The sequence below is a fragment of the Succinimonas amylolytica DSM 2873 genome (genome assembly GCF_000378405.1).
Lineage (GTDB): Bacteria > Pseudomonadota > Gammaproteobacteria > Enterobacterales > Succinivibrionaceae > Succinimonas > Succinimonas amylolytica.
Window position 1 is genome coordinate 284,392 of sequence record NZ_KB899636.1, and the last position, 14,455, is coordinate 298,846.

Below are 14,455 nucleotides of genomic sequence, written 5' to 3' on the forward strand. Positions count from 1 at the left end.
CTCGCAGTTAAGCTGGCTTCTGCCATTGCACTATCCTCACGATGTCCGACCGTGATTAGCCAACCTTCGTGCTCCTCCGTTACCCTTTGGGAGGAGACCGCCCCAGTCAAACTACCCACCAGACACTGTCCTCCTTCCGAAGTTAGAACACCAAGCACATCAGAATGGTATTTCAACGTCGACTCCGCCCATACTGGCGTACAGGTTTCTCTGTCTCCCATCTATCCTACACAAATGTACTCAATGTTCAGTGTCAAGCTATAGTAAAGGTTCACGGGGTCTTTCCGTCTAGCCGCGGGTACACTGCATCTTCACAGCAACTTCGATTTCACTGAGTCTCGGGTGGAGACAGCGTGGCCATGGTTACACCATTCGTGCAGGTCGGAACTTGCCCGACAAGGAATTTCGCTACCTTAGGACCGTTATAGTTACGGCCGCCGTTTACTGGGGCTTCAATCAGATGCTTCTCTTGCGATGACATCATCATTTAACCTTCCAGCACCGGGCAGGTGTCACACACTATACTTCCACTTCCGTGTTCGCAGTGTGCTGTGTTTTTGTTAAACAGTCCCAGCCACCTCTTCGCTGCGACTGACTCTTGCTCCGGACGCGCAGTCCTTCACTTTCGTCAGCATACCTTCTCCCTAAGTTACGGTACTATTTTGCCTAGTTCCTTCACCCGAGTTCTCTCAAGCGCCTTGGTATTCTCTACTCGACCACCTGTGTCGGTTTCGGGTACGGCTCGCATTAGCCTGTAGCTTAGAAGCTTTTCCTGGAAGCCTGGCATCAATGCCTTCTCGCACCGTAGTGCAATCCTCTCAGATCTCATCCTTCAGCTCGCCTTTATTCGTACGCGCCGGAACTACATCCTTTCACCTGCATCCAACAGCAGGCGCACCTAGCCTTCTCCGTCCCTCCTTCGCAGCTAATGCCAGTATCGGAATATTAACCGATTTTCCATCTGCCTCGCTTTTCAGCTTATCATTAGGTACCGACTCACCCTGCCCCGATTAACGTTGGACAGGAACCCTTGGTCTCCCGGCGTGCGGGTTTTTCACCCGCATTATCGTTACTCACGTCAGCATTCGCACTTCTGATAGCTCCAGCACTCCTTCCAGTATGCCTTCTTCACCTTACAGAACGCTCCCCTACCAATCCGCATTTCTGCGATTCCGCAGCTTCGGTGCAATGTTTAGCCCCGTTACATCTTCCGCGCAGGCCGACTCGACTAGTGAGCTATTACGCTTTCTTTTAATGATGGCTGCTTCTAAGCCAACATCCTAGCTGTCTATGCCTTCCCACTTCGTTTCCCACTTAACATTGACTTCGGGACCTTAGCTGGCGGTCTGGATTGTTTTCCTCTCGACGACGAACGTTAGCACCCGCCGTCTGTCTCCCAATTTCTTCCTTGCCGGTATTCGGAGTTTGCATCAAATCGGAAACCCATTGGCTGGGCCCCTTTCTGAAACAGTGCTCTACCCCCGGCAATTATCCATTGAGGCGCTACCTAAATAGCTTTCGGGGAGAACCAGATATCACCTGATTTGATTGGCCTTTCACCCCTAACCGCAGGTCATCCCCTAGTTTTGCAACACTAGTGGGTCGGGACCTCCAGTAAGTGTTACCTTACCTTCATCCTGCCCACGGTTAGATCATCAGGTTTCGGGTCTGCTCCCAGCGACTCAGCGCACAGTTAATACTCGGTTTCCCTTCGGCTCCCCTATTCGGTTAACCTCGCCACTGAAAGCAACTCGCTGACCCATTATACAAAAGGTACGCAGTCACCCTTTCGGGCTCCCACTGCTTGTACGTGCACGGTTTCAGATTCTTTTCACTCCCCTCACAGGGGTTCTTTTCGCCTTTCCCTCACGGTACTTGTTCACTATCGGTCAATAAGTAGTATTTAGCCTTGGAGGATGGTCCCCCCATCTTCTGACAGGATACCACGTGTCCCGCCATACTCGTTTTTCACCCTGCACCCGCTTCCGCCTACGGGACTGTCACCCTCTTTCGTATGCCTTCCCAGACATTTCGGCTTGCACATGCAGAGATTTTGGGCTCTTCCCCGTTCGTTCGCCACTACTTGGAGAATCTCGGTTGATTTCTTTTCCTCGGGGTACTGAGATGTTTCACTTCTCCCGGTTCGCTTTCCTTTCGGAATGACACTTCTGTGTCGGGTTGCCCCATTCGGACATCCGCGGCTTTTACGCTTCTTACCAGCTTACCGCGGCTTTTCGCAGGTTAGTACGTCCTTCATCGCCTCTTATTGCCAAGGCATCCACCATGCACGCTTCTTCACTTAACCATACAACCCCGGAAAGTCTGCCAGGGGTTCCCCTTCCTTTCTTCCCTTCGCCGTATTCTTAAACAAAGATCCTGAACTTCTTTCAGCTCAGTTTCGTAACATTTGTTTACGCCAAAAAGTTCCAAGACACTTGCTTGTTTGAACTCTTTTTGATTTTCAGCTTGATTAAATTTTTAAAGAACTTGCAGTCGTGAAAAACCGCAGTAATTTCAGCTCTCTTGAACCGCAATTACTCTGGTTTCTCTCTTCAGGTCCCCTGGTGGAGGTAAACGGGATTGAACCGTTGACCCCCTGCGTGCAAAGCAGGTGCTCTCCCAGCTGAGCTATACCCCCAATTCCCTTCCGCCGTCTCTCCTTGCGTGGTGGGTCTGAATGGACTCGGACCATCGACCTCACCCTTATCAGGGGTGCGCTCTAACCAGCTGAGCTACAGACCCACTCAAGGTTTTCCGACCGGAACCTGATGCTTCTCTAACCCCGTTTAAACAATCTGTGTGAACATTCAGCAACAATTTATCAGACGCTTTTCCTGTTAAGGAGGTGATCCAACCACAGGTTCCCCTATGGTTACCTTGTTACGACTTCACCCCAGTCATAAACCACACCGTGGTAATCGCGCCCCTTGCGGTTACGCTAACTACTTCTGGTGCAATTCACTCCCATGGTGTGACGGGCGGTGTGTACAAGGCCCGGGAACGTATTCACCGCGACATTCTGATTCGCGATTACTAGCGATTCCGACTTCATGGAGTCGAATTGCAGACTCCAATCCGGACTACGATTTGCTTTCTGAGATCTGCCCCGTCTCGCGACTTCGCTTCCCTCTGTACAAACCATTGTAGCACGTGTGTAGCCCTGAACGTAAGGGCCATGATGACTTGACGTCATCCCTGCCTTCCTCCGGTTTATCACCGGCAGTCTTCTTTGAGTTCCCGCCTTTACGCGCTGGCAACAAAGAACAAGGGTTGCGCTCGTTGCGGGACTTAACCCAACATCTCACGACACGAGCTGACGACAGCCATGCAGCACCTGTTTACGATTCCCTTGCGGGTACTCCATCCTCTCAGACAGATCATCGTATATGTCAAGTTCAGGTAAGGTTCTTCGCGTTGCATCGAATTAAACCACATGCTCCACCGCTTGTGCGGGCCCCCGTCAATTCATTTGAGTTTTAACCTTGCGGCCGTACTCCCCAGGCGGTCAATTTAAAGCGTTAGCTGCGGAACCCAGCCTCTTCGGACTAGACTCCTAATTGACATCGTTTACAGCGTGGACTACCAGGGTATCTAATCCTGTTTGCTCCCCACGCTTTCGCACCTGAGCGTCAGTTACTATCCAGAAGCTCGCCTTCGCCACCGGTGTTCTTCCAGATATCTACGCATTTCACCGCTACACCTGGAATTCCAGCTCCCCTTATAGTACTCTAGTCTTGCAGTTTCAAATGACCGCCCAACGTTAAGCGCTGGGATTTCACATCTGACTTGCATAACCGCCTGCGTGCGCTTTACGCCCAGTTATTCCGATTAACGCTTGCGCCCTCCGTATTACCGCGGCTGCTGGCACGGAGTTAGCCGGCGCTTCTTCTGCGGGTAACGTCTGCTTTCTGCCCTGTTCGAACTTCAGCTTCCTCCCCGCTGAAAGTGCTTTACAACCCGAAGGCCTTCTTCACACACGCGGCATGGCTGCATCAGGGTTTCCCCCATTGTGCAATATTCCCTACTGCTGCCTCCCGTAGGAGTTTGGGCCGTGTCTCAGTCCCAATGTGGCTGATCATCCTCTCAGACCAGCTAGAGATCGTCGCCTTGGTGAGCCTTTACCTCCCCAACTAGCTAATCCCTCCTGGGCACATCTATAAGCGCATGGTTTCCCATCCTTTTCCCCTCAGGGTTTATGCGGTATTAGCACCCGTTTCCAGGTGTTATCCCCCTCTTATAGGCAGTTTCCCAGGTATTACTCACCCGTCCGCCACTCGTCAGCCAGAAAAGCAAGCTTTCCTGCTGCTACCGTTCGACTTGCATGTATTAAGCCTGCCGCCAGCGTTCAATCTGAGCCATGATCAAACTCTTCAATTCAAAAGTTTGTTTCTTTTGCTCAATAATGAATTTAACTGTTTTGTTGTTCACTCTGCAGTTCCTATTATCGAGACTTCTTTTTTAGCCTTCCGATAATTCCTGCCGAGTGCCCACACAGATTGTCTAAACTGTTTGTTAAAGAACTTTCTGCTCGTGCTGAGCAAGTGAGCGGAATTTTATAGTTTTTTATTTTTCTGTCAACACTTTTATCAAAAATATTCAAATTTTTTTGATAAAAGGTCAATTAATGACCAGTTTTCATTTTTTCATACCTGCAATCACTACTTAACCACAGTACCATACCAAAACAATGAATCAGTTTATAAAAACCGCGATATCAATTAAGCGGATATGTTATCGCAATTCGTAACCCGTGCGGGGCTACATTCCCAATCTCTATAATTCCGCCTTGCTTCAGGACAAGATTTCTTACTATGGATAGTCCTAATCCTACGTGAGCATCATCAGTGGATCTGGCCTTATCCAGCCGCATAAACGGCTTAAACACATTTTCCTGCTGATCTTCTGGTATTCCAGGGCCGTTATCTTCAACACTGAGCTTTATAGCATCTGTGTTTTCAACCAGTCTTACAGTAACACTGGTCCCATAGCTCAGACTGTTGTCAATAAGATTCTGAAGTATCCGGTGAATTTCCGTGGGGCGGCACAAAAAGGTATTCGCCTTTTTAAATTCTCCCTCTTCCAAAAATACCACATCATGACCATTGTCCTGATAATCAGAAACTATACTTTCCACCAGCGATGACAGTCGAAGCTCCCGGCACTCCTCTCTGTTTTCTTCGCTTCTTGCAAAATCTAACGTCGCCCTGACCATTTTCGACATATTGCTGACTGTATCAATCAGTTTATTTTTATCCTCACTGTCAGGTAGCATTTCAGCTCTTAGAACAATACTGGTAAGGGGGGTTTTAAGGTCATGAGAAATTGCCGCCAGAATTCTTGTCCGATCCTGAATGAATGTAGTAATTCGTTCCTGCATTCGATTAAAAGACTCCAAAAGATCTTTAATTTCCTCAGGTCCGGATACCGGAAGCGGCTTTGACTCATAATCATGACTTAACCGGTTAACCTGAGTTGTAAGAGTATGCAAGGGCTGGGTAAATCCCCGAACCAAAAAGAATAAAAGAAAAGCCCCAAACAGAGAAGCAAAGACGATAGTATAGAAAACCCGCGGAGTAACGGTTGGAATTATCACATCCGGTCTGAAATAAACAAACGCCAGATATTTTCCGTCATTCAGTAGTACCGTACCGTGAGATGACGGAACATGTGATTCCAGATACGAGGCCGGTATCATAAATTTCCCCGTCATTTCATCCATTGTCATCAATGAATCATAATCTTCATACCGTACAAATGATGACTTCCGACTTTTGGAAGCTCCAGATGCAACCAAACGCCCCTCATCTGAAATTTCAGAACTTTCGGCCAGAACATCTGCTGCTTCACCCATCTTCTCCGAATAAAACAGGTTTGTCACCCGTTTTAGCCAATTAGACCTGGAGCTTTTGTCATCAACAAAGATTTCACCATCATTAGGGATCGGAAAATCATCCACATAGTACTCCGGCGCATCATCTGTCATCAAATTTACAGCACCGGATGCAAGATTAAGGGAGCTTTCTATTTTGGATTCAAGACTCCTGTTTCTTATGGATGTCTCCAAAGGTTTATCTGTTAGCAGAAAAAATGAACTTCTGCCTGTTTGTCCCCGTATCAGACTTTTTCTGAGTTCAGGAGGTGTATTATTAAGGATTCGAACTGTGTTAATAATCTTGATTGCCGAAAATTTCAGCCCGGTTTCAGTCCAACGCTCATGCATATCCCAAAAGAAAACACAGATAATGATGATCTGAATAAGAAATAATGTAGCCGTAGAACTCACAAGAAGCCGTCCCTTGATAGTTCCCGGCAGGAATTTAAGCAAATTCATGTTCTACTTCTGCTGTGAAACAATACCCGCCGCCCCATACGGTTTTAATAACATCCTGACTGTCTGTCGTTTCTCGAAGCTTTTTACGCAGTCTGCTGACCAAAGTGTCAATGGATCTGTCAAAAACCTGAGCTGTACGCCCACGTGCCAGATCCAAAAGCTGATCCCGGGAAAGAGTTTCTGACGGATGCATCAAGAATGTCAGCAACAAGTCGTATTCCGCTGTCGAAAGAGCAATAAGAGTACCATTTGTTTCTGTAAGCTCCCTCTTTTGAACATCTAGTCTGAGATTCATAAACTTGTAGAATTTCAAATTCTTTGACGACGATTCATCACTGGAGGACCCCGACGTTCTTCTTAACACCGCCTTAATTCTGGCCAGGAGCTCTCTGGGGTTAAAAGGCTTTGTCATATAATCGTCTGCACCAATTTCAAGACCAACTATACGATCCGTATCCTCTGACATGGCGGTAAGCATAATAACCGGAATTTTGTTCCCGCTGCTTCTGAGCCGTTTACAGATTGACACCCCGTCTTCTCCTGGCAACATGATGTCCAAAACTATGAGATCCGGTTTGCAGCTGACCAGCAAAGTATCAAGCTCCTTCCCGTCTCTTGCTGTCATCGCTTTAATACCGTGCTGCTCAAGAAATCTTTTCACCAGATCCCTTATATCCTGATGATCGTCCACCACCGCAATCTGGGGAACGTGTGTAAAATCTGTCATATTTTGTTATCCCAAAAGTTCCGTCAGTAATTGTCTGACACGTCTGAAAAATGGTTTGCGCCCGCCCGCAGAACCAAAAACCGCTGTCATATCGGCATCCGGAGTGGCCAGAAGATACATCAGCAATGATTTTAAATCCTCTGTAGTGGTATTTTCCAACAGATAGTCCCTTTTTAAAAGAATAAATCTCATGATATCCGGCAGAGCATGCCCGATGCTATGATGATTTCTGGCGCATGAGGTAACCAACTCAATATCAGGCGAAATATTAATCGCCTCAATCTGATCCGGCGTAAAACCTGGAGTATGTACACCGATAAATCTTCCCCAAAGGCTAAGAAGAGCCTGATACAGATTGTCTGCTGCGATACATCGCTCATTCATAAGGAATTCAACAATTTTATCCACAACAGTCTGTGAATAAAAAACTCCCCATTTCCCTCTAAGCGTACTCTGGATATCATACTTACCCAAATCATCAGCCCCGCAGCACTGCGGAGTATCGGACTCATATAATTCATGCCAAAAATCCGGAAGCGGAAAACGGATCTCTCGCAGAGGGAGGTCAGAAAAAAATTTTTCTCTCATTTTTCTGACAACGGAAGATGATAATTTATCGGTCCCTTTGAGACATACCGCTGAAACCAGTCCACTGGCAGTATCAGGCGAAATACCGGCGTAAACCATAGCAAATCCATTTGCCCTCCAGAAAGAATAAGTATCCGGCTTAAAAGCAAATGACGTTCCTATAATCTCAGCATCGTCAAGTTCCTGAATTCCTGTTCGCTCGGTAAGACATGACAAAAGGCTGCTGGCATGCTTTCTGCGTCTATACTCCGGAATCGTTATAATCCGTTCAATACGAAAATAGCCAAAATAGCCGGCACAGGAAATACCGGCATGGGAAAGCAATGTCTGGGGCAGCAGATTTCCAGGAGGAAGCCGCTCCCCGTTATAAATATCCCGTACCAGATCCTCTGAAAGCCGGCCCTCCTTTCTGAATATCAGAAGACTGCAAATCTTCATTTCGGCATCACCCACATCGAAAGACATAAGAACCTGGACCTTAGGATCTCGCAGCCATCTTACCAAATCTTGAGGTGATGACTCGTAGTGATAGCGATGAATAATCTCAGAAACGGCATTAATAGTGAAATGCGACCTTAAAAGTGAAGACATTCTGCATAAGACGAACAACATGCCATCTCGTCTCAGTTCCTGTATCTCTAACAGACAAAACTCTCTGCGTATCTCCTCGGAGGTATAAGTAGGCCATGAATCATCGAAAGCTTCACCGTTTCCTATAGCTATAAAATCAGGCAAACACAAAATTTTCCGAAAAAATTCAGAAACCCGGTCATAGCAGTGCCGGAATCTTTCCGTAAACTCAATAACATCTACGGACAATTCTCGCATGGTTATGTGACGAAACCCCTGACCGCTCCCTTCATATCCGTCATCAGTGCTTACCATTAACACCCGGTGATAATTATCCAGGATTTCTCTAAGAATTTCCGTAGGTAGAGAAAGAGCTTCTTCTATGACAAGGAAAGTAACAATATTGGAGAGTTCATGATAATTTTCTCTGGTAACGGAAATAATTCCGGGTATCCCGTAACATTTATTCAGAATCCCGCTTACTCCGAACAGAATTCCTGGTATTTCTGATTCCGCCCCACAAAACTCATTCTGAAACACCATTTTCAGCAGTTGTTTGACAGCAAAAGTTTTCCCGGAACCTCGGGGACCGGTAAGGAGAAGTCTGAAGTCTTCTCGTGGAAAATAGTCCCTTATGACAATCTCTAGAAACAACCTCTGTCTTTCGGATAGTTTATCGCACCCATATTCATTCCGAGAAGCGTTTGGCAAAAATTTCTCTTGGTAAACACCATTATCCGGATAACCATCAGCATAGTAACCACTCAAAGCGTCACTTTCTTCTGAGTCGCTTTCAGTGCGTCCACATCCACTAAAATAATTCGCAGCAAAGGAAACAAGACTGCTATTTTCGAAAAAACCATCCGGATCAAAATCCAGAATATTAACCCCCTGCTGCAAGGCTATTCTGCGAAGATATGTCTCATAACAATCTCCAACAGCCGGCGTCAGTATCATAATTTTGCCGGTGGTTGTTAACATTCCGGAAAGTCTCAAAAGACAGTCAAAATTCAGAATATCAAATACTATAACGGCAGTACTAAGAGAAGACCCCTGAAGCTGTTCAATTCGGGAAAAGGAGTAAACCCCCCACGATACGGAGGCTCCTCTTCTCCCCAGATGAACATCCCCGCGAATCAGTGAATAGATTCGCGACGGAACAAAAACAGGACCTGTAAATATTCCAAGACTGATAAACAGATTTACCTCTTCTGGCTTTAGCTGACGCTTCAGAAACACAAACGCCAGACTTCGTTCATGGAAACTGATCATGCTTTCATCCCCTAAATCATAGTTAAATTCATGCCCTTTCCGCAAAATCATTACTTTAAATAAAACCGGCAGATAAATATAATTCATATCATGATAAGCAAAAAACACTCTTAAAGGTTAGGAAAAGGTTATGGGAGCAGCGGCAGTTTTTTTGGATCGAGACGGTGTCATCAACCAGGAATTTGATTATGTTCATACCATTGATGACTTTAAATTCATCGAAAACGTTATTCCAGCAATGAAAATGATTAAAGATAAAGGGTACGCTCTCATAATAGTAACAAACCAGTCAGGGATCGCCAGGGGGCTTTACTCTGAAGAAGATTTTTTTAAACTGACCGAATGGATGGACTGGTCTCTGCAGCTGGAAGGTATCCGGCTAGACGGAATATATTACTGCCCGCACCATCCTACAGAAGGCGTTGGAAAATACCGCTGTAAATGCGACTGCCGCAAACCCGCTCCAGGCATGTTCTACGAAGCCAGAGATTATCGCAGCCTAGATCTTGCGAAATGCTACATGGTGGGGGATCGTACCAGCGATATCGAATCGGGAATAAATGCCGGCATAAAACACAATTATCTGGTTCGAACAGGATACCCTCTGGAAGAAACTGGAATCCAGATGGCCTCGGGTGTCTTCGACAACTTACTAGATTTTGCCAAAAGCCTGCCGGTACTTCCGGAATGTGACCGGCCAAAAAAGCTGAAGCCACGCCAACCAGGAAATTCTGAACAGGTTGCAAACGGCAGTGAACAAAACAAAACTTCGATTCAAAACAAACTGGCAAAGGGCATGATATCATCACCATCAGCCTCTCGAAAAACAACGGATGATATCGAAAAGAAGTCAATTCTTACAGAAGAGGAATTTGAAGAAATATCTCAGGCTCCGAACAGCAAGATATTCATGGATGTTGACGAAGATTGGCACTTTCCGGAAGCCACCTCCCAAGAAAAACGAAAAAGCAAATCTGGATACAAACACTTCAAAAAACAAAAGAACGTAAAAGGCCGCCGGTACGAGGGAACCTCTGCAGGATTTTCTCCACTTAAAAAGAAAAAAGACGACTAAGGCAGAATTGCGACCTTTTTACCGGAAATAGCTTTTCTTTTCCGGTTATTCCACAGGAGAAAAGCAAGGGAAATCGCCGTTTCTCAGGTGTCTCATGACTCGTCACCTACATCATCAGCATTGTACTCATCCACCTGAGTCCCCCAGGAATCGTAAATTATGCTGTACTGATTGCATAAAGGTATGAACATCTCAATTTCCTTCATTACTTCCTGAACGTCAACTTTATGCCAGCTGACAAAATCGACTGTAAAAATTGTTGCCCCGTCAAAATCCTCACATTCATCAGGTTCTCCGATGTCTATTTCCGCACCGAACATACCGTCAATTTCTACGATAAATTTCTCAAGTCTGTCAAAATCACTACTAGAAAAATAATGCTGAACTTCAATAACGGTATCTGCAGGATAATCATCCTGAAGAATACCATTGATTATAGTCTCGCTTTCCAGTCTGATTTCATCAAGATTATTGTAGGCCGACACATCCTTAATTTCTGAAAGAGGAATCTCATCATCGGCCTCATCTGAAACAACAACTTTATTTGACATAACAGTCTTCCTCCATATGATTTATCAGAATAAACAAAAATCAGATGTCGCAGTTCCTAAGCTGATTCCCATAATTTTTTGCAGTCCGGGAAACGTTACTGGCCAGTTTTTTAAGCGAACTGTTTTTTTTCCAGGTTCCCTTCTTATAGCCCTGCCAACCCTCATGGTAATTTAGATATTGATTATAGACATCGGTTACCGGAACACCGTTTTTATCTTTGGTTCTCAAAATGTACCAGCTTATGAAATCAAGGGAGTCCTTAAAATTAGACCTAGAACTCCAGAATCCGCCATCAGATTCCGTATAATCATTCCAAACCTCATCCTGAGCCTGAGGGTATCCGTAGGCAGAACTGCCTCTCCCATAGGGAATAAACAAAAACCAGCGCATCGGAGGCTTTGCATCGTGCCGATAACCGGATTCATGATAAATAAAAGCCATCACTATGTTAATAGGAACTTTTCGTTTAGAAAAAATATCCCGGGCATCATCATACCAGTCACTGTTTTCAGTGAAAATAGCACATAAATCCTTGGGACGGGAAGGAACAGCACTGCTACAAGCAGGTAAAAACAAAATCATGGTTGTCAAAAAAAACGACACATAAAGAAATCTTCTTAAAAAATGACGCTTCATGAAACCCATTCCGACAGCATTGTGAAAACAAAAACCTCTGTGTCTGATATCAAACACAGAGGTTTAAAAGACAGTACTTAGAAAAATAACAAAAAAGGAGCCGAAAAGCAAAAACTAAATGGCGTCTTCGTTTTCTTCACCTGTACGGATACGGATAACCCTGGAAACATCAGTGATAAAAATCTTGCCGTCACCAATTTTACCAGTATGCGCCCCCTTAGTGATGGCATCAACACAGCTGTCAACATCCTCATCTTTTACAACGATCTCAAGCTTTGCCTTGGGCAGAAAATCAACTACGTATTCAGCACCACGATAAAGCTCGGTATGTCCTTTCTGACGCCCAAACCCCTTAACCTCGGAAACAGTCATGCCAGAAATACCTTTAGCACTCAGGGATTCACGCACGTCGTCAAGCTTAAAGGGTTTAATAATTGCAGTAATTTTTTTCATATCAGTAACCTAAACAAACAGAGGGGAAGGGAACATTCAAGCTCCTGAAGTATTATACTTGCGAAAAGAGGAATTGTGAATATTACTAGCCAAACTTTGTGTAATTGTTTGAGTACAGGAGCAAAAAGTGTGAATTTTAACCAAATATTACGTAACACATTCAAAAACTTCCACATTTTTCCAAATTATTACCACTAAATTCTAGTAACAAAAATCAGCAAATGTGGATTTTGCAACAATCAACAGCTTCAAAACAAGTACACATTAAACTATTATGAAAAGCTGCAATCATACATCTGGCACACAAAATGCAGTACAACAAAAGCAAAAAAATAAAACGTCACCGAGGGAGGACAATATGAATCAGGCATCTGAAAACCGCATCATGAACAGACTTAACGGCATTATGCTCTGGGTTTTGGTTCTTTCGGCATGTCTTCTGGTCATACCATTCGAATCCATCAATTTAAGTCTGGCCGGATACATCAGTGAAGTACACTCTATAATATGGCTGGCATTTATCCTGTCTCTCTCATTCTTTATCAGCCGAGGGATTTTGGAAATCATCGGAATTGTCAGCAGAAGATTCAATGCCAAAATCAGACACGAACAACTTTTCAGAAGTGTAACCTGTCTGGATTTTTCGGAAAAAGCCTTGCTGAGGGAATTTATCCTGCAAAGAAAAAGTGTACTTACACTTCCAGTTAACGAGCCTTGTGTCAATCAGCTTCTGACAGCTGGAATACTTACTATCCCTAAGGAGGCAAATATCACTGCAGGCAAGGCACCGATGATGATTGCTCTGGAAGCCCGTCCCTTCATAACCTATAAAGCTGTAGGACTTACCAAAAACAAGATGAGCGAGGATCAAATTAGTCAACTAATGGATGCCAGACCGAGATTCGCCCGTCCGGGATATTAAGGGAGATTTGAATGTATACAACAGAAACCCGCGATTGCGGGTTTTTATTTAGCGACAAAAAATTGACAGTGACAAAAAGATGGATCTTCCTAAAAGCAGGGACAATCAGCAAGTTTGAGCAAAATACAGAAACTATTCTCCATAAACATGGCGAACCTACAGTATGGCAATTTCTCGCAAACTCGATTAGAACTTTCCCAAATCGTAATACTATACATTCTTTTTTGGTCTGCCAGGAGATCTTTTAGTTGGTACTTCATCTTGTGGTAAAAGAGACAACTTTTGAAGTACCTTAACCTGAGACGGATTCATATTTATAAGTTGCCAATCACCCGAGTTAATTCTGGCTTGCTTAGCTCTTTTTAAAATTGACATGATTTTTTTATAGGTAAAAGTGTTCAGTAATTCAGCCTTATCAAATTTGTTAATCAATTTAAATGATAGAACAGTTGACAGGAAATTGCAGAATTCACTTCCTATGATTGAGTAATCATCATGCACTCTGGTTTCATCAAACAGACACGCATTTTTATAGAATCTCATTACAATTTCGATTTGCCACCTTTCTTTATAGATTTTGTAAACCAGCTCAGGAGGAATATCCAGGTCGCATTCAAGGATAATAGTGCCAAACTTATCTTTGCACTTTTTAAATTCTTCCTCATTCATTGAGTCATTTTTTCGAGCCCGTTCAATCCATGATTTTTCTTCAAGTGCGGCTTCATAAGAATCTCTAAACGAATAGAGCCATTTATTTATTCCGGAACATTTTTCTTTACGATAAGTAATACCCTCAAAACCAGAAAGAATCTGATTAAAGTCCAGAAGGTTGTGAGTTTTAATAAATTTTGAATTTCGCTTAACAGGATTTAGATAATGTAAATCCTTATTCTCATCAAACTGCTCCTGAACAGCCGAAGATGGAAATCCCTTATCGGCAACTATTATTCCTTTTTTTATACCGTTTTCAACAATGAAGTCCTTATAACTCGTAACATCGAGCATATTTCCCGGGTAACATTTTGAACATACCGGTTCCATTCTGTCAAAATCAAATGCATACAGTACAGAAATATCTCTTGCTCCTTTAATTTTGGCTTTACGTGAATATTCTGATAATGAATTAATTTTTGATTCATTGGATTTCAATGTTCCATCGATTAGTAAGTGATGCTCTAATCCAACTTCCCCGGCTCTTTTTTGCATGAATTTTTTAATAGTGTTGCAGAATTTACCAAGATTTTTAAAAAACTCGGAAACAATATTCTTTGAAAGAGATATATTAGGGTACAGTTCAGAAAGGAAGCTGTTATCATAATATTCCTTTAG

Annotated in this window: 8 protein-coding genes, 2 tRNA genes, 1 rRNA gene, 1 pseudogene and 2 other annotated features; of the genes and pseudogenes, 2 read left to right on the forward strand and 10 right to left on the reverse strand. The window is 44.0% G+C overall.

What is annotated here, in order from left to right:
- Window positions 1–95: 95 nt before the first annotated feature.
- Window positions 96–265 (reverse strand) — a sequence feature (23S ribosomal RNA rRNA prediction is too short).
- Window positions 266–323: 58 nt separating this feature from the next.
- Window positions 324–2,291, reverse strand: a sequence feature (23S ribosomal RNA rRNA prediction is too short).
- Window positions 2,292–2,562: 271 nt separating this feature from the next.
- The 6 genes from F557_RS0101325 to F557_RS0101350 all read right to left on the reverse strand — a co-directional run bounded on the left by F557_RS0101325 (window position 2,563) and on the right by F557_RS0101350 (window position 9,488).
- Window positions 2,563–2,638: transfer RNA gene (locus F557_RS0101325), tRNA-Ala, on the reverse strand.
- Window positions 2,639–2,665: 27 nt separating this feature from the next.
- A tRNA-Ile gene (locus F557_RS0101330) sits at window positions 2,666–2,742 on the reverse strand.
- Between the two features lie 96 nt (window positions 2,743–2,838).
- Window positions 2,839–4,377, reverse strand: a 16S ribosomal RNA gene (locus tag F557_RS0101335).
- Between the two features lie 337 nt (window positions 4,378–4,714).
- Window positions 4,715–5,983 carry a sensor histidine kinase gene (locus tag F557_RS20855; protein WP_169335147.1) on the reverse strand — a complete coding sequence of 423 codons (1,269 nt, stop codon included), beginning with the start codon at window positions 5,981–5,983 and terminating at the stop codon, window positions 4,715–4,717.
- Window positions 5,984–6,317: 334 nt separating this feature from the next.
- Window positions 6,318–7,058: a response regulator gene (locus tag F557_RS0101345; RefSeq protein WP_019000471.1), complete on the reverse strand. Its 741-nt coding sequence runs from the start codon at window positions 7,056–7,058 to the stop codon at window positions 6,318–6,320.
- Between the two features lie 6 nt (window positions 7,059–7,064).
- Window positions 7,065–9,488: a GNAT family N-acetyltransferase gene (locus F557_RS0101350; RefSeq protein WP_169335148.1), complete on the reverse strand. Its 2,424-nt coding sequence runs from the start codon at window positions 9,486–9,488 to the stop codon at window positions 7,065–7,067.
- Window positions 9,489–9,618: 130 nt separating this feature from the next.
- On the opposite strand from F557_RS0101350, the pseudogene gmhB reads away from it, so the two are divergent.
- A pseudogene (gene gmhB / locus F557_RS23200) lies at window positions 9,619–10,167 on the forward strand (D-glycero-beta-D-manno-heptose 1,7-bisphosphate 7-phosphatase); the annotation flags it as partial.
- Window positions 10,168–10,655: 488 nt separating this feature from the next.
- On the opposite strand, the gene rraB reads toward gmhB, so the two are convergent.
- The 3 genes from rraB to F557_RS0101370 all read right to left on the reverse strand — a co-directional run bounded on the left by rraB (window position 10,656) and on the right by F557_RS0101370 (window position 12,204).
- The gene (rraB, locus tag F557_RS0101360) at window positions 10,656–11,114 is read right to left on the reverse strand and encodes a ribonuclease E inhibitor RraB (protein WP_019000474.1); all 459 of its coding nucleotides are present in this window, start codon (window positions 11,112–11,114) and stop codon (window positions 10,656–10,658) included.
- Between the two features lie 40 nt (window positions 11,115–11,154).
- Window positions 11,155–11,751, reverse strand: coding sequence for a transglycosylase SLT domain-containing protein (locus F557_RS0101365; RefSeq protein WP_245539376.1), 597 nt, complete (start codon window positions 11,749–11,751; stop codon window positions 11,155–11,157).
- A 114-nt stretch (window positions 11,752–11,865) separates the two neighbouring features.
- A complete protein-coding gene (locus tag F557_RS0101370; RefSeq protein WP_019000476.1) occupies window positions 11,866–12,204 on the reverse strand; it encodes a P-II family nitrogen regulator in 339 nt (112 codons plus the stop codon).
- A 358-nt stretch (window positions 12,205–12,562) separates the two neighbouring features.
- Between F557_RS0101370 and F557_RS0101375 the strand changes: the two genes are divergently transcribed.
- On the forward strand, window positions 12,563–13,126 hold the full coding sequence (locus F557_RS0101375; protein WP_019000477.1) for a superinfection exclusion B family protein: 564 nt from the start codon (window positions 12,563–12,565) through the stop codon (window positions 13,124–13,126).
- A 210-nt stretch (window positions 13,127–13,336) separates the two neighbouring features.
- Here F557_RS0101375 and F557_RS0101380 read toward each other — a convergent pair.
- On the reverse strand, window positions 13,337–14,455 hold a 1,119-nt coding region (locus tag F557_RS0101380; protein ID WP_019000478.1), incomplete at its 5' end, for a transposase.

Coding starts and splice junctions, on each gene's coding strand:
- F557_RS20855 (WP_169335147.1), bottom strand. CDS start 5,983: ATGACAGATGATGCGCCGGAGTACTATGTGGATGATTTTCCGATCCCT.
- F557_RS0101345 (WP_019000471.1), bottom strand. CDS start 7,058: ATGACAGATTTTACACACGTTCCCCAGATTGCGGTGGTGGACGATCAT.
- F557_RS0101350 (WP_169335148.1), bottom strand. CDS start 9,488: ATGATCAGTTTCCATGAACGAAGTCTGGCGTTTGTGTTTCTGAAGCGT.
- rraB (WP_019000474.1), bottom strand. CDS start 11,114: ATGTCAAATAAAGTTGTTGTTTCAGATGAGGCCGATGATGAGATTCCT.
- F557_RS0101365 (WP_245539376.1), bottom strand. CDS start 11,751: ATGAAGCGTCATTTTTTAAGAAGATTTCTTTATGTGTCGTTTTTTTTG.
- F557_RS0101370 (WP_019000476.1), bottom strand. CDS start 12,204: ATGAAAAAAATTACTGCAATTATTAAACCCTTTAAGCTTGACGACGTG.
- F557_RS0101375 (WP_019000477.1), top strand. CDS start 12,563: ATGAATCAGGCATCTGAAAACCGCATCATGAACAGACTTAACGGCATT.